At 52.5% G+C, this 14,543-nt stretch carries 13 protein-coding genes and 1 rRNA gene; 10 read left to right on the top strand and 4 right to left on the bottom strand.

The window, feature by feature from the left end; genetic code table 11:
* Positions 1 to 14: 14 nt before the first annotated feature.
* The 3 genes from BLW37_RS09010 to BLW37_RS09000 are packed head-to-tail and all read right to left on the bottom strand — an operon-like array spanning position 15 to position 3,262.
* Positions 15 to 1,622 carry a carboxyl transferase domain-containing protein gene (locus BLW37_RS09010; protein ID WP_091342089.1) on the bottom strand — a complete coding sequence of 536 codons (1,608 nt, stop codon included), beginning with the start codon at positions 1,620 to 1,622 and terminating at the stop codon, positions 15 to 17.
* Between the two features lie 22 nt (positions 1,623 to 1,644).
* A complete protein-coding gene (locus BLW37_RS09005; protein WP_091342087.1) occupies positions 1,645 to 2,814 on the bottom strand; it encodes an isovaleryl-CoA dehydrogenase in 1,170 nt (389 codons plus the stop codon).
* On the bottom strand, positions 2,798 to 3,262 hold the full coding sequence (locus BLW37_RS09000; protein ID WP_245785675.1) for a MerR family transcriptional regulator: 465 nt from the start codon (positions 3,260 to 3,262) through the stop codon (positions 2,798 to 2,800). The genes BLW37_RS09005 and BLW37_RS09000 overlap by 17 nt, the downstream gene beginning before the upstream one ends.
* Positions 3,263 to 3,533: 271 nt before the next feature.
* Here BLW37_RS09000 and BLW37_RS08995 point away from each other — a divergent pair, with 271 nt between their 5' ends.
* The 8 genes from BLW37_RS08995 (at position 3,534) to BLW37_RS08960 (ending at position 11,842) form a co-directional block, all read left to right on the top strand.
* Positions 3,534 to 4,718 (top strand): thiolase family protein, encoded by a 1,185-nt coding sequence (locus tag BLW37_RS08995; protein ID WP_091342085.1) that lies wholly within the window; start codon positions 3,534 to 3,536, stop codon positions 4,716 to 4,718.
* Between the two features lie 93 nt (positions 4,719 to 4,811).
* Positions 4,812 to 6,308: a CoA-acylating methylmalonate-semialdehyde dehydrogenase gene (locus BLW37_RS08990; RefSeq protein WP_091342083.1), complete on the top strand. Its 1,497-nt coding sequence runs from the start codon at positions 4,812 to 4,814 to the stop codon at positions 6,306 to 6,308.
* Between the two features lie 285 nt (positions 6,309 to 6,593).
* Entirely contained in the window at positions 6,594 to 7,751 is a 1,158-nt protein-coding gene (locus BLW37_RS08985) for an acyl-CoA dehydrogenase family protein (RefSeq protein ID WP_091342081.1), read from the top strand.
* Between the two features lie 77 nt (positions 7,752 to 7,828).
* Positions 7,829 to 8,554 carry an enoyl-CoA hydratase gene (locus tag BLW37_RS08980; RefSeq protein ID WP_245785699.1) on the top strand — a complete coding sequence of 242 codons (726 nt, stop codon included), beginning with the start codon at positions 7,829 to 7,831 and terminating at the stop codon, positions 8,552 to 8,554.
* Positions 8,554 to 9,687: an enoyl-CoA hydratase/isomerase family protein gene (locus tag BLW37_RS08975; RefSeq protein WP_091342077.1), complete on the top strand. Its 1,134-nt coding sequence runs from the start codon at positions 8,554 to 8,556 to the stop codon at positions 9,685 to 9,687. Before BLW37_RS08980 ends, BLW37_RS08975 begins: the two co-directional genes overlap by 1 nt.
* Positions 9,688 to 9,697: 10 nt before the next feature.
* Positions 9,698 to 10,588: a 3-hydroxyisobutyrate dehydrogenase gene (gene mmsB, locus BLW37_RS08970; protein WP_091342075.1), complete on the top strand. Its 891-nt coding sequence runs from the start codon at positions 9,698 to 9,700 to the stop codon at positions 10,586 to 10,588.
* A complete protein-coding gene (locus BLW37_RS08965; protein ID WP_091342073.1) occupies positions 10,585 to 11,343 on the top strand; it encodes an SDR family oxidoreductase in 759 nt (252 codons plus the stop codon). Before mmsB ends, BLW37_RS08965 begins: the two co-directional genes overlap by 4 nt.
* Before the next feature lie 58 nt (positions 11,344 to 11,401).
* Positions 11,402 to 11,842: a nuclear transport factor 2 family protein gene (locus BLW37_RS08960; protein ID WP_091342070.1), complete on the top strand. Its 441-nt coding sequence runs from the start codon at positions 11,402 to 11,404 to the stop codon at positions 11,840 to 11,842.
* On the opposite strand, the gene BLW37_RS08955 is transcribed toward BLW37_RS08960, so the two are convergent.
* A complete protein-coding gene (locus tag BLW37_RS08955; RefSeq protein WP_091342068.1) occupies positions 11,839 to 13,488 on the bottom strand; it encodes a tetratricopeptide repeat-containing response regulator in 1,650 nt (549 codons plus the stop codon). The two genes, BLW37_RS08960 and BLW37_RS08955, sit on opposite strands and share 4 nt — an antisense overlap.
* 157 nt (positions 13,489 to 13,645) lie before the next feature.
* Here BLW37_RS08955 and BLW37_RS08950 point away from each other — a divergent pair, with 157 nt between their 5' ends.
* Both BLW37_RS08950 and BLW37_RS08945 read left to right on the top strand, forming a co-directional pair.
* The gene (locus tag BLW37_RS08950) at positions 13,646 to 13,960 is read left to right on the top strand and encodes a DUF6482 family protein (protein WP_091342066.1); all 315 of its coding nucleotides are present in this window, start codon (positions 13,646 to 13,648) and stop codon (positions 13,958 to 13,960) included.
* Positions 13,961 to 14,333: 373 nt separating this feature from the next.
* Positions 14,334 to 14,543: ribosomal RNA gene (locus BLW37_RS08945) — 16S ribosomal RNA — on the top strand; the annotation flags it as partial.

Raw genomic sequence — 14,543 nt, 5'->3', positions numbered from 1 at the left:
GGTAATCTCCAGCATTACATTCGGAACACGCCAAAGCGGGTGTCGGCAATAGGGGCGTTTAAAGCAGCAGCCAGGGCCAGGCCAACCGTCATCCGGGTTTGCGCCGGATCAATCACGCCGTCATCCCATAAGCGGGCACTGGCGTAGTAAGGGTGACCTTGTTGCTCGTACTGCGCCACGATGGGTTTTTTCAGTGCCTGCTCGGCTTCGGCTGATAAGGTTTCGCCTTTACGGGCCAGGCCGTCTTTGGTGACCTGTGCCATCACGCCAGCGGCCTGCTCGCCGCCCATCACCGAAATGCGGGCATTCGGCCACATCCACATCATGGTGGGATCGTAGGCCCGGCCGCACATGCCGTAGTTGCCGGCGCCATAGCTGCCGCCAATCAACACGGTGAATTTAGGCACTTCGACGCAGGACACTGCCATCACCATTTTGGCGCCGTGTTTGGCAATGCCTTCGGCTTCGTATTTTTTACCGACCATAAAGCCGGTGATGTTTTGCAAAAACAGCAGCGGGATTTTACGCTGGCCACACAGCTCAATAAAATGCGCACCTTTTTGCGCTGATTCCGAGAATAAAATCCCATTATTGGCTACAATGCCCACCGGATAGCCGAAAATGCGCGCAAAACCACACACCAGGGTGCTGCCATAATACTGCTTGAATTCATCAAAGTCGGAGCCATCCACCAGGCGGGCGATGACTTCTTTCACATCAAACGGCTTTTTCAGATCGGTGCCGACGATGCCGTAGATTTCTTTGGCATCATAGAGCGGCTCTTCCGGCTCACGTACATCCAGCTGCTGTGGTTTGCTGCGGTTTAAACGCGAGACGGCATTGCGTGCCAGTTGCAGCGCATGGTCATCATTGACGGCATAGTGATCGGCCACACCGGAGATTTTGCAGTGCACATCGGCCCCGCCCAATTCTTCGGCACTGACTTCCTCGCCGGTAGCGGCTTTCACCAGTGGTGGGCCGGCCAAAAAGATGGTGCCTTGCTCTTTGACGATGATGCTCTCATCGGCCATGGCCGGCACATAAGCGCCACCCGCGGTGCACAGCCCCATCACCACGGCAATTTGCGGAATGCCTTTGGCCGACATCCGCGCCTGATTGAAGAAAATGCGCCCAAAGTGCAGTTTGTCCGGGAAAACTTCATCCTGGCGGGGCAGGTTGGCACCGCCCGAGTCCACCAGATAAATGCAGGGCAGGTTGCAGCGCTCGGCGATTTCCTGCGCCCGCAGGTGTTTCTTTACCGTCAGTGGGTAGTAGGTGCCACCTTTGACGGTGGCGTCGTTGGCGACAATCATGCACTCCACACCACTGATCCGGCCAATACCGGCGACCACGCCAGCGCAGGGCACGTAGTCGTCGTAACAGTCCCAGCCCGCGAACTGGCCGACTTCCAGAAACGGCGAGCCCGGGTCCAGCAGTTTTTGGATCCTGTCCCGGACAAAGAGTTTGCCACGCGCCGTATGACGGGCGATCAGGGCTTCACCACCGCCCAGCTTGATTTGCTGCACCTTGGCGTTTACATCCTCTACCAGTTGCTGCATCGCAGCCTGGTTGCGCACGAATTCTTCGCTGCGTGGGTTTACTTTACTCAGAATTTTTGTCACTGCTGTCACCTGTTGCTGGAAACTAGTTCGACTCGATGAAAAGTTCACGGCCAATCAGCATGCGGCGGATTTCCGAAGTACCAGCGCCGATTTCATACAGTTTGGCATCACGCAGTAAACGTCCGGTCGGATACTCGTTGATGTAGCCATTGCCACCAAGCAACTGGATAGCATCCAGTGCCATCTGGGTAGCCAGCTCGGCTGCATACAGGATCACTGCAGCAGCATCTTTACGGGTGGTTTCACCACGGTCACAGGCTTTGGCCACGGTATAAACGTAAGAGCGGGCGGCATTCATTCGGGTGTACATATCGGCTACTTTGCCCTGCACCAGCTGGAATTCACCAATCGATTGGCCAAATTGCTTGCGGTCGTGAATGTAAGGAACTACTACATCCATGCAGGCGGTCATAATGCCAAGCGGGCCGGCAGAGAGCACCACACGCTCGTAATCCAGGCCACTCATCAGCACCTGCACACCACGGCCAACTTCGCCCAGCACGTTTTCCTCCGGCACTTCGCAGTCTTCAAACACCAGCTCGCAGGTGTTGGAGCCACGCATGCCCAGCTTGTCGAGCTTCTGCGCCTGGCTAAAGCCTTTAAAGCCACGTTCCACGATAAAGGCCGTGATGCCTTTGGAGCCGGCATTGACATCGGTTTTGGCGTAAATCACATAGGTATGCGCATCCGGACCATTGGTGATCCACATTTTATTGCCGTTTAAGATGTAACGATCGCCTTGCTTGTCGGCGCGTAGCTTCATGCTGACCACATCAGAGCCGGCATTGGGTTCGCTCATGGCCAAAGCGCCAATGTGCTCGCCGCTGCATAATTTAGGCAGGTACTTTTGTTTTTGTGCTTCGTTGCCGTTGCGGAAGATCTGATTCACACACAGGTTGGAGTGCGCGCCGTAAGACAGTGCTACCGAGGCAGAGGCCCGGCTGATTTCTTCCATCGCAACCACATGCTCCAGATAGCCCAGGCCAGAGCCGCCGTATTGCTCATCGACGGTGATACCCAGCAAGCCCAAATCACCAAATTTGCGCCATAGCTCATTCGGAAAGGCGTTGTCGTGATCAATTTGTTCCGCACGTGGGGCAATTTCTTCGCGGGCAAAGGCATTGACCTGCTCACGGATCATGTCGACGGTTTCGCCAAGGTCAAAATTTAGGGTTTTATAAGTCGTGATCATGCTGGATCCCCACTGTTGATTCGAAGGTTTCTGATTCAAAGGCGGCTTTGTTGCCGCTGTGCTTGGCCTGACTGAGTGTTTCGCGGCAGCGCTTCTCTACCGTGACCAGCTCCATCAGTACCACTTTAATGTCGTCCATTTGCTGGTGCAGCTCGGCTTTTTTTTGCTCGATCAAGGCCAGCATGGTATTGAGCTGCGTGATGCTGCTTTTATCGGCGTCGTACAACTCGAACAGTTTGCCGGTTTCCGCCAGGCTAAAGCCTAGCCGTTTACCGCGCAGGATCAGTTTCAGGCGCACCCGATCCCGTTTGCTGTAGATCCGGGTCTGGCCATTGCGCATGGGCGTCAGCAAACCTTGATCCTCGTAAAAGCGGATACTGCGGGTGGTGATGTCAAACTCTTTGGCTAACTCACTGATTGAGTAAGTTGTTTCGGTTTTTTGCGTCATGGTGGTCTTCCTGAAATCTGCCGACAACTATAAGTGAAGTTTACGTAAAGGTAAAGCTAGGCCCGGCGCCTGTCACTGGTCTGAGTTCATGCTTTGCAAACCGCTGTAAAGCAAAGATGCCAAATACAGAGCGCAGACCACTGCATTTTGCCGAACAAAAACGACAAAACTGCACCATAGTGGTATAAGGTTGACGTTGGCGTAAACGTCAATATGGTGTAGTCTCTGGCACAGACTTTTTAATTGACGAAGCAATGACGGAGAGAATCTGATGGCCGAACACGATGCAATTGTGATTGTCGCAGCCAAGCGCACTGCGATGGGTGGTTTTATGGGCGGTTTGTCCAGCGTCAGCGCCACTGACCTGGGAGCCGTGGCGATCAAAGCGGCGATGGCAGAAGCCGGTATTGGCGGTGATGCTGTCAGCGAAGTCATTATGGGCAATGTGTTACCAGCCGGTCTTGGCCAGGCACCTGCCCGTCAGGCCAGCTTAAAAGCCGGTTTGCCGTTATCTGCTGGCGCGACCACCATCAACAAGGTGTGTGGCTCTGGTTTAAAAACCGTCATGCTGGCGCACGACTTACTGAAAGCCGGCTCTGCCGATGTGGTAGTGGCAGGCGGTATGGAGTCGATGTCCAATGCACCTTACCTGTTGCAAAAAGCCCGGGCTGGTTTTCGCATGGGCCACGGTGAAATCAAAGATCACATGATGCTGGACGGGCTGGAAAATGCCTACGATGGCAAAGCGATGGGCTGCTTTGCCCAGGACACCGCCAATGAGTATGGCATTGGCCGCGAAGCCATGGATAAGTTTGCCGTCGACTCTTTGACCCGGGCGCAAAACGCCATTGAAAGTGGTGCTTTTGCCGATGAAATTGCTCCGGTCAGTTACAGCAGCCGTAAAGGCGAAGTCACCTTCGCCATGGATGAGCAGCCGGGCAACGCTAAAATCGACAAAATTCCTGGTCTGCGTCCTGCCTTTGCCAAAGATGGCACCATCACAGCGGCGAACTCCAGCTCCATTTCTGACGGTGCCGCTGCGTTGGTGTTGATGCGGGCCTCGGATGCCAAAGCCAAAGGCTTAACCCCCTTAGCGAAAGTGGTGGCGCATGCGACCCACTCGATGGAGCCGGCACTGTTCACCGTGGCACCGGTTGGCGCCATGGAAAAAGTACTGACCAAAGCCGGTTGGGATAAAGACCAGGTCGATTTGTGGGAAATTAATGAAGCCTTTGCCATGGTTACCATGCTCGCGATTCAGGAGCTGGGGCTGGATCATGCCAAAGTGAATGTCAACGGCGGTGCCTGTGCACTGGGCCACCCCATCGGCGCTTCTGGCGCACGTTTGCTGGTGACTCTGATCCATGCGCTGCGTAAACGCAATCTGAAAACCGGTGTGACTTCGTTGTGCATCGGTGGTGGTGAAGCGGTGGCACTGGCTGTAGAGCTGGTGTAACGGATCATCCGATTTAAATGAGCAGTCAGCCGGGCAAGCATACTAATAATAAGCCTGGCTGGCTGATTTTCGAATTCGTGGGAGAAGCATTGTATGACCAAGCAAGTCCAACTATTTATTGACGGCGCCTTTATTGACTCGACAACCGAGCAATGGATCCCGGTGACCAACCCTGCCACGCAGGAAGTGATTGCGCAGGCACCTTGTGCCACCGCAGATGAAATGAGCCGGGCGATTGAGTCGGCCAAAGAGGCGTTTAAAAGCTGGAAAGAAGTGCCGGTATCCGAGCGGGCCCGCTTAATGATGCGTTTTGGCCACCTGCTAAAAGAACATCAGACTGAAATTGCCGAGATCATCTGTCAGGAGCTGGGCAAAACCATCGAAGATGCCAAAGGCGACGTCTGGCGCGGTATCGAGGTGGTGGAGCAGGCCGCCAATATCCCATCTCTGATGATGGGCGAAACGGTAGAAAATGTAGCGCGTAGCATCGATACCTACAGCTACATTCAGCCGCTGGGTGTGTGCGCCGGTATTACGCCCTTTAACTTCCCGGCCATGATCCCGCTGTGGATGTTCCCGATGGCGATTGCCTGTGGCAATACCTTTGTGCTGAAACCATCGGAGCAGGATCCGATGACCGTGAATCGTATTGCTGAACTCTTCGTTGAGGCTGGCGCACCGAAAGGGGTGTTGCAGGTAGTGCATGGTGCCAAAGAGCAGGTGGATACCATTTTGCACCATCCGGATATCAAAGCGATTTCCTTCGTTGGCTCGGTCAATGTGGGTCAGTACATCTACAAAACTGGTACCGACAATCTGAAGCGGGTACAGGCGTTTGCCGGTGCAAAGAACCATATGGTGATTATGCCGGATGCCAACAAGCAGCAGGTGATCAATGCCCTGGTTGGTGCTTCGGTTGGAGCCGCCGGCCAGCGCTGCATGGCGATTTCAGTCGCGGTCTTTGTTGGCGCAGCGCAGGATTGGATCCCGGAAGTGGCCGCGGCCATTGGCAAAGTACGGCCAGGTGTTTACACCGATCCGAATGCGGCCTATGGCCCGCAAATCAGCCCGCAGGCCAAAGCCCGTATTTTGTCACTGATTGAACAGGGTAAAAAAGAAGGCGCCACCTGTCTGCTGGATGGCTCTGATTGCAGCGTCGATGGTTTCCCGAACGGCAACTGGGTTGGTCCTACGGTATTTAGCAATGTCAGTACCGAGATGGAAATTTACAAACAGGAAATCTTTGGTCCTGTGCTCACCACCATGAGTGTTGACTCGCTGGATGAAGCCCTGAAAGTGGTGAACGATAGCCCTTATGGCAACGGTACGTCCATCTTTACTGCCAGCGGTGCCGCAGCGCGTAAGTATCAGCATCAGGTCGAAGTCGGCCAGGTCGGTATCAATATTCCGATCCCGGTGCCGCTGCCGTTTTTCTCGTTCACCGGCTGGAAAGGTTCTTTCTACGGCGATCAGCATGCTTACGGTAAGCAAGCGGTGCGTTTCTATACAGAGACCAAAACCATTACCGCGCGCTGGTTTGATGACGATATTCAGGTGTCCGGCCCGAATATGTCGATTAATTTGCGCTGATCCTTCAGGTTGATACTGGTGAAAGCCCGGAACATCGTTGCAACACGCAAACCCGTCCCTTGCTCCCCTCGGGACTTTTGAATGTTTGCTTAGTTGCACGATGCTTCCAGGCTGCCCGGCTTAGTGTGGCATCCTTCGTAGATGCTTATTTAATACGGTGAACCAGGTGCTGTGCACAGTAGATGTAACAGAGCGAGCGATCAAAAGTGAGCCGGGGAGCGGCGAACGCGCGAGTGTGTTACATGTACGGAAGCAACGGCACCGATGGCATAAGCAGGACCTATTATGAATTTCAATTTAACCGAAGACCAACAAGCCTTTGTTGATGTAGCGAAACAATTTTCCGAGCAAGAGCTGGCACCTAACGCGGCCCAATGGGATCGCGATCATCATTTTCCAAAAGACGTGATTCAAAAAGCCGGTGAGCTGGGTTTTTGCTCCCTCTACACCCCGGAAGAAGACGGTGGTATGGGGCTGTCACGGCTGGATTCGTCCATTATTTTTGAGCAACTGTCGATGGGCTGCACCGCCACCACCGCCATGCTAACCATTCACAATATGGCGACCTGGATGATTGCCAGCTGGGGCAGCGCCGATGCGAAGGCAGAGTGGATTGAGCACCTGGTCACCGGCCAGAAACTGGCGTCTTACTGCCTGACTGAGCCAGGTTCAGGCTCCGATGCTGCCGCACTTCGCACCTCAGCGAAAAAAGAGGGTGCTGAGTACGTATTAAACGGCTCGAAAATGTTTATTTCCGGTGCCGGCAGTACCGAAGTGTTGGTGGTGATGGCGCGCACCGGCGAAGCTGGCCCCAAGGGCATTTCTGCCTTTATTGTACCGGCCGATGCCAAAGGCGTGATCTACGGCAAAGCCGAAGAAAAGATGGGCTGGAACGCTCAGCCTACCCGGCTGATTACCTTTGAAGATGTGCGTGTTCCAGCGCATTACCTATTGGGCGAAGAAGGCCAGGGCTTCTCGTTTGCCATGAAAGGGCTGGATGGTGGCCGTATTAATATTGCCACCTGCTCCATTGGTACCGCTCAGCAAGCCTTGAATACTGCGCGTAACTACATGCTGGAGCGCCAGCAGTTTGGTAAGCCGTTGGCGGCATTTCAGGCGCTGCAGTTTAAACTGGCTGATATGGCGACTGAACTGGTAGCCGCACGGCAACTGGTGCGGATGGCTGCGTTTAAGCTGGATCAGGGCGATAGCGAGGCGACTGCTTACTGCGCCATGGCCAAACGCTTTGCTACCGATGTTGGTTTCCAGGTGTGCGATCAGGCCCTGCAACTGCACGGCGGCTATGGTTACATTAAGGAGTATCCGCTGGAGCGGCACTTCCGCGATGTACGGGTGCACCAGATCCTGGAAGGCACCAATGAGATTATGCGGCTGATTATCAGCCGGCGTCTGCTGGATGAAGCCGCAGGCGACATTCTGTAAGTCCATTGTTTAAATCCAAGGAGTCTGTCGTGGCAGAATTAAAGCTGGAAAAGCGTGGTCACACTGCGCTAATTACCATGTCTAACCCACCAGCCAATACCTGGACCAAAGCCAGCCTGCAGCAGCTGAAACAGCTGGTGCTGGAGCTGGAGCACGATAAAAACATGTATGCGCTGGTGATCACCGGCGAAGGCGATAAGTTTTTCTCCGCCGGTGCCGATCTGAAGTTGTTCGCCGATGGCGACAAAGGCGTAGCATCCGATATGGCGCGCGTGTTTGGCGATGCTTTTGAAACCTTAAGCCGTTTTCGCGGTGTCAGTATTGCCGCTATTAATGGTTACGCCATGGGCGGCGGCCTGGAAGTGGCGCTGGCCTGCGATATTCGTATCGCCGAGCAACAGGCGCAAATGGCGTTGCCGGAAGCCAAAGTGGGGCTGCTGCCGTGCGCCGGCGGCACGCAGAATTTGGCCTGGCTGGTGGGTGAGGGCTGGGCAAAGCGCATGATCCTCTGTGGCGAGCGCCTGAAAGCCGATACCGCTCTGCGCATTGGTCTGGTGGAAGACGTGGTGCCGACCGGCCAGGCGTTGGACGCGGCGCTGGCTCTGGCAGAGAAAGTGGGCGAGCAAAGCCCATCGGCGGTCACAGCCTGCAAACATTTGATCCAACAAGGGCGTAGTGGCACCATGCACGGAGCTTTACCACTGGAGCGGGAATTGTTTGTGGCCTTGTTTGATACCAAAGATCAAGTCGAAGGCGTGCAGGCATTTTTGCAAAAACGTCAACCAACATGGGTGAATGGATAATGAGCAATGAGCAGCCAATCGTGCAGTATCAGGAGCTAACGACCGCGCATGGCAAACGGATTGGCCTGGCAACGCTGAATTCAGAGAAGTCGTTAAATGCCCTGAGCCTGCCCATGATTGAATCCTTACTGCCACAGATGCAGCAATGGAAAGACGATGCAGGCATCGCTATGGTGGTGCTGCAAGGCAGTGGTGACAAAGCTTTTTGCGCTGGCGGTGATATTCGCGATCTCTACCAGGCCATGAAAGACCACCCGGACAGCTATGCCCCCTATGTCGAAGAGTTTTTCACCAAAGAGTACAGCCTGGATTATTTGATTCACACCTTTGAAAAACCCGTGCTGGTGTGGGGCAATGGCATTGTGATGGGCGGTGGTCTTGGCCTGATGGCAGGAGCCTCGCATCGGGTGGTGACGGCCAGCAGTCGTATTGCCATGCCGGAACTTGCCATCGGTCTCTATCCGGATGTGGGCGCAAGTTGGTTTTTAAACCGGATGCCAACTGGCTGTGGCTTGTTTCTGGGATTAACCGGCGCTTCCATCAACGCTGCCGATGCCCGTCTGGTTGGTTTGGCCGACCATTTCATTTTGCATGACAAAAAAACGGCGGTGCTGGATAAACTGCTGACCGTGAAGTGGGGCGATACCGTTGCGCTTAACCATCAGAAGTTGGCCGATGCACTGCGCGATTTTGAAGAGCACAGCCGCACGCAGCTACCGCTTAGCCAGATCCGGCCGCACCAGGCTGAGATTGCCAAACTGGCTGAGCTGGATAACCTGCCTGCTGTGATTGCTGCTATTCATGCCATGCCAGGCGATGACAGCTGGCTGCAAAAAGCCAAAGAGGCGCTCAGCTATGGCAGTCCTATTACGGCGCATATCGTGTTCCGGCAATTGCAATTGGGGCAGAGCATGATTCTGGCCGACAGCTTCCGGTTAGAGCTTGGCATCAGTGTGCAGTGTGGCCGCATGGGGGAATTTGCCGAAGGGGTTCGCGCTTTGCTGATTGACAAAGATCGTCAGCCGAATTGGCAATACCCGAATGTTGAGTCTGTTCCCACAGAATTGATCGATACCTTTTTTACATCGCCGTGGACTGCCAGTCAGCATCCACTGCGCATGTTAGGCTTGTAAGGAGCTTGTGATGGCAACAATTGCATTTATTGGTTTAGGCAATATGGGTGGTCCTATGGCCATCAACCTGGTCAAAGCTGGCCACCAGGTCAAAGCCTTTGATTTATCACTGGAAGCTTTGGCAACTGTGAAAGCAGAAGGCGCCGAAGTCGCTGCGTCAGCGGCCGATGCGGCAACCGGTGCAGACTTTGTCATTTCCATGCTGCCTGCGGGCAAACATGTGCTTGGCCTGTATCTGGGCGAGCAGGGCATAGCGGCTCAGATCAAACCAGATGCGTTGGTGATGGATTGCTCCACCATTGATGCCGACAGTGCCCGTAAGCTTGGCGCAGGTTTGGCGGAGCAAGGCATAGCTTTTATTGACGCCCCGGTATCCGGTGGTGTTGGTGGCGCTAAAGCCGGTACTTTAACCTTTATCGTTGGCGGCAGTGAGGCTGATTACCAAAGAGCGGTGCCGGTTTTGCAGGGCATGGGGAAAAATATCTTCCATGCCGGGGCTATCGGTGCCGGTCAGGTGGCCAAAATCTGCAACAACATGCTGCTCAGTATTTTGATGGTGGGTACCTCGGAGTCGCTGCAAATGGGCATCGACAATGGCTTGGATCCAAAAGTGCTGTCGGAAATCATGCTAAAAAGCTCTGGCCGCAACTGGACGTTGGAACTCTACAATCCCTGTCCCGGGGTGCAGGAGAATGTGCCTGCATCCAACCAGTATCAGGGCGGCTTTATGGTGGACTTGATGGCCAAGGATCTCGGGCTGGCACTTGAAGCTGCTACGCAAAGCCAAAGCAGCACTCCAATGGGGGCCTTGGCGCGTAATCTGTATGTTGCCCATCAGCGCGCCGGCCATGGCAAACTTGATTTTTCCAGTATCTTTAAACTGTTTGAGAAAAAAGCATGAATCTGAACAACAAAACCATCGTCATTACCGGCGGTGCCCAGGGGCTTGGACTGGAAATGGCACGGATGTGTGCTGCTGCAGGGGCCCGGTTGGCCCTGATTGATATGAATGAAGAGCAGCTGGCTGCGGCAAAAGCGGAATTATCTGCCAGTGCCGAGGTAAAAACTTATCAAGCCAATGTGGCAAACGAAGCCGAAGTGGAAGCAACCTTTGCCGCTATTGATAACGATTTCAATGGTCTGGATGGTTTGATTAACAATGCCGGAATTTTACGTGATGGCTTGTTGCTGAAATACAAAGACGGTGAGCTGGTAAGCAAGATGCCACTGCAACAGTTTCAGTCCGTTATCGATGTGAACCTAACCGGCGTTTTCCTTTGCGGCCGTGAAGCTGCCGCTATAATGGTAAAGCGTGGCACCAAAGGGGTGATCATCAATATGTCGAGCGTGGCTCGTGGCGGTAATATGGGCCAAACCAATTACGCTGCCTCTAAAGCTGGCGTGGTCGCTATGACAGTGACCTGGGCACGTGAACTGGGCCGTTATGGCATTCGGGTTGGCGCTATCGCACCTGGGGTGATCCGCACGGCAATGACGGATGCGATGAAACCGGAAGCACGCGAGCGGCTGGAAAAGATGAAACCGGTGGGCCGTCTGGGTGAGGCCAGCGAGATTGCTCATACTGCCAAATACATTTTTGAGAACGACTTTTTCACTGGTCGGGTGGTCGAAATTGATGGTGGTATCAGCATGTAACCCGCTCAATCATTAAGTAAGCGAGCCCCGGTTCGCTTACTTAGTGGAAGGATGAACAATGAAAAGTCTATTTTTCACCGTAACACTACTCATATCCTTGTTGCTGGTGCCATCGGTATCCGCTAATGACGACAGAGCTGAAATTACAGCGTTATTGCATCAGTTTTTAGCAGGAGCCAGCCGTAATGATGCAAAGATCCATCAGAGCTTTTGGGCCGAAGATTTGGTCTATACCAGCTCTGCCGGAACCCGTTTTGGTAAGGACACTTTGATGCAGGGCGTGCATCGCACTGGACCCATTGCTGAAGCGGATATTCGCCTCCACTATGGGGCAGAAGATATCCAGATCCGTATCTATGGGGATGTGGCGGTGCTGAACTTTACTTTGCTCGGCAACAGCGATGCAGAGCAATTACGCTTTTACAACAGCGGCACTCTGCAACGGAATGATACAGGTTGGCAGGTAGTTTCCTGGCATGCCACACGGGCAGCTGATTAACCAGCCACAGATGGTGCACGATTTTTGGTTGCCAACTCCGGGTGTTTGTTGATCAGCGTGCGATAGTATTTCTTGTAACGCTCTTGGTTGGTGATGCTCAACTCGCTTTGTTCAAGCAAAGCAATGGCTTGCCTGGCTGGTTTCATGGTTTCTACCGTCAGACCAGTCCCTTTACTCATGGCCTGCAGCATATTCAGCGCGATGACCGGGTTGCTCGGCATGTATTCAAAAGCCTCGTTAAATAGCTCGCTGGCTCGACCATAATGACCATGCTGATAGGCTTCTGAGGCTTCCTGATTGATGGTTTTAATTTTATCTTTTAGTTCCTGATGCCGGTTTTGTTCCATTTTTAGCATCAGTTGCTGGGTCTCAGTCAGGAAGTCATCTTTAGCCAGATGGCGGCGCATTTCGTCAATGTAATACTCGCTTTCATACAAATCACCAATTTCGAAATAAGCTTTGGCGGCATCCATGCAGCTGTCAATGGTGAGCTTTTTATTTTTCAGGCCGGTAATGCCATGAATGAGTTCTTTGGCTTCTGCCAATTGTCCTTTTGCTGCCAGGATTCGCCCCCGAACCAACTGGACTTCCTGCTGTACCAGGGCCTCATTAAAACGTTTGTTCAGGCCGGTGACTAATTGGCTGGCATGCTGCAAATGAACGGCTCGCTCCATCACAGATTTAGTTTGCGCGAGGTCAATTAGAGCACGGGCATGGTTCAGGTAATTATCGGCAGTATCATGAATGGAATGGCGTGCAGCGGCGACTAATTTACTATGGATACGAACTGCGGCTTCTTTATCACCTATGATGCTGGTTAAATTACTCAGGGTTTGTTGGCGGGTAATATTTTTTGGTGAGAGTAAAGCTGCCTCAGTCAGCGTCTCGCACGCTCGTTGGTAGCGGTTTTGCTTAACTAACAATCGAGATAGCCAGTCCAGAGCTTCGACTTTGGTTTCATCAAACTGTGTTAAATCGATTAGCTCCAACTCACTATCTTCCCAACGTTCCTGGCGAAAGCCAGCAATGGCGAAGCCAAGCCGGGCCCAAGGGTAGGATTTGGCCTCATTTAAGACCCGATAGAATGTTTCGGCTTTCTCATAGGCCTTGGTTTTCAGTAAAAGCTCTCCTTTTAGTCGGTATATGGTTTGGCTGTGTTCCGGTTTTGCATTAAGGGCCTTGCCACACTCTTCGATAGCTAGTGGATAATCGTGCTCGGCAATTGCTAGGTAGATTTTACGAAGCGCAATTTTGCTTTTGACCATGCGAATAATTCGTTCTTCTAGCACCGGGTAACTGAAAGGTTTCAGTAAATAGTCATCAGGTTGCAGCTCTATCATGCCGTGGACAATTTTACGCTGACTCTCAGCGCTAATGATCATAAAACAGCATAGTGGGCTGATGAGATCTTGCTGTTTGAGAGCTTCAAATAGTTGATAGCCATCTTTGCAGTCACCTAGATTGAAATCACACAGAATAAAATCGAAGGGGATTTCATAGCACTTTTTCAACGCCTCGGTCGAGTTACGTGCAAGGTGAATAGCTTCAAAGCCGATGGTTTGAAGCATACTTTTCACAGTAGCCCGGACCGGTGCACAATCCTCTACCACTAACACCTGTTTACAGCGAAAAAAAGATGGGTTCATCAACAGCTCGACAAGTTAGAATGCTGACTGAATTTTCATCATAGTACCTTTGGCTATTTCTTAATGTAAAGCTTGTCCCATTTCTGACTAAACTTTTCTGTAAGCGATCGTTTTTTGCACTAAACTCGTATCAGAAAAAAACGACTACGAGGTGCCTATGAATTTTCACCGCTTAGAACACTTGAATCGGCAGGATGTCCATATTGATGAACTGGTGATCCACTCCTATGAGATGGGGCTCTATCTGGCAGAGGTCGATTTCGATAATCGCAAAGCATTTATCATCGACGATGCCACAGGCAGGCCAAAGAAATTTCACAGCATTGAGCAGGTTCGTGATGCGTTTGCTGAGGCGACCGTTCGCAAAGCCTATCTGAGCCACCAATCAGCTTACGATGAAATGGTCGGTGCGCCGGATAAAGTTGACAATACCTTAAAAGTTGCGCTTTTTGGAACGGCAGAACCTAAATAGCCCTGAGGGCAAACAGCCGTTTGTGCTTTGCCTGTTTGGTTTTTGTGCAAACGGTTCGTAAAATCACTTTTTCTCTTGCCTTGTTTATACAAGCCTCTATAATGCCGCCCAGTCGACACGGGGAAGGCATCTAAAGCGTCTTTTCTGATGTGCGATAAAATTAAGCTGCATCGACTGGAAAATTACTTCAAATGATGCTTGACTTAATACCCTGACGCAGTAGAATACGCGTCCTGCTTCGGAATGAAGCGCTGCTCTTTAACAATTCGCAATCAATTATCTGTGTGGGTACTTGTGTTGATACGTGCAAACGAATAATCAGTATGAGTGACCAATGTTAATTTATTAGTCAGAAAATACTGAGTCAAAACTTTAATTGAAGAGTTTGATCATGGCTCAGATTGAACGCTGGCGGCAGGCCTAACACATGCAAGTCGAGCGGTAACATGCCTTCGGGTGATGACGAGCGGCGGACGGGTGAGTAATGCTTGGGTATCTGCCCGATGGAGGGGGACAACCACTGGAAACGGTGGCTAATACCGCATAATGTCTACGGACCAAAGCGTGGGACCTTCGGGCCACG

Source organism: Alkalimonas amylolytica (genome assembly GCF_900107845.1).
Lineage (GTDB): Bacteria > Pseudomonadota > Gammaproteobacteria > Enterobacterales > Alteromonadaceae > Alkalimonas > Alkalimonas amylolytica.
The sequence above is the reverse complement of the archived record's forward strand: the minus strand, read 5'-3'. Positions and strand labels throughout refer to the sequence as shown.

Excerpts from the sequence above, each read along its gene's own strand:
- BLW37_RS08965 (WP_091342073.1), top strand. The coding sequence starts at position 10,585 with ATGAATCTGAACAACAAAACCATCGTCATTACCGGCGGTGCCCAGGGG.
- BLW37_RS08990 (WP_091342083.1), top strand. The coding sequence starts at position 4,812 with ATGACCAAGCAAGTCCAACTATTTATTGACGGCGCCTTTATTGACTCG.
- BLW37_RS09005 (WP_091342087.1), bottom strand. The coding sequence starts at position 2,814 with ATGATCACGACTTATAAAACCCTAAATTTTGACCTTGGCGAAACCGTC.
- BLW37_RS08995 (WP_091342085.1), top strand. The coding sequence starts at position 3,534 with ATGGCCGAACACGATGCAATTGTGATTGTCGCAGCCAAGCGCACTGCG.
- BLW37_RS08975 (WP_091342077.1), top strand. The coding sequence starts at position 8,554 with ATGAGCAATGAGCAGCCAATCGTGCAGTATCAGGAGCTAACGACCGCG.
- mmsB (WP_091342075.1), top strand. The coding sequence starts at position 9,698 with ATGGCAACAATTGCATTTATTGGTTTAGGCAATATGGGTGGTCCTATG.
- BLW37_RS08960 (WP_091342070.1), top strand. The coding sequence starts at position 11,402 with ATGAAAAGTCTATTTTTCACCGTAACACTACTCATATCCTTGTTGCTG.
- BLW37_RS08985 (WP_091342081.1), top strand. The coding sequence starts at position 6,594 with ATGAATTTCAATTTAACCGAAGACCAACAAGCCTTTGTTGATGTAGCG.
- BLW37_RS09000 (WP_245785675.1), bottom strand. The coding sequence starts at position 3,262 with ATGACGCAAAAAACCGAAACAACTTACTCAATCAGTGAGTTAGCCAAA.
- BLW37_RS08980 (WP_245785699.1), top strand. The coding sequence starts at position 7,829 with ATGTCTAACCCACCAGCCAATACCTGGACCAAAGCCAGCCTGCAGCAG.
- BLW37_RS08955 (WP_091342068.1), bottom strand. The coding sequence starts at position 13,488 with ATGAACCCATCTTTTTTTCGCTGTAAACAGGTGTTAGTGGTAGAGGAT.
- BLW37_RS08950 (WP_091342066.1), top strand. The coding sequence starts at position 13,646 with ATGAATTTTCACCGCTTAGAACACTTGAATCGGCAGGATGTCCATATT.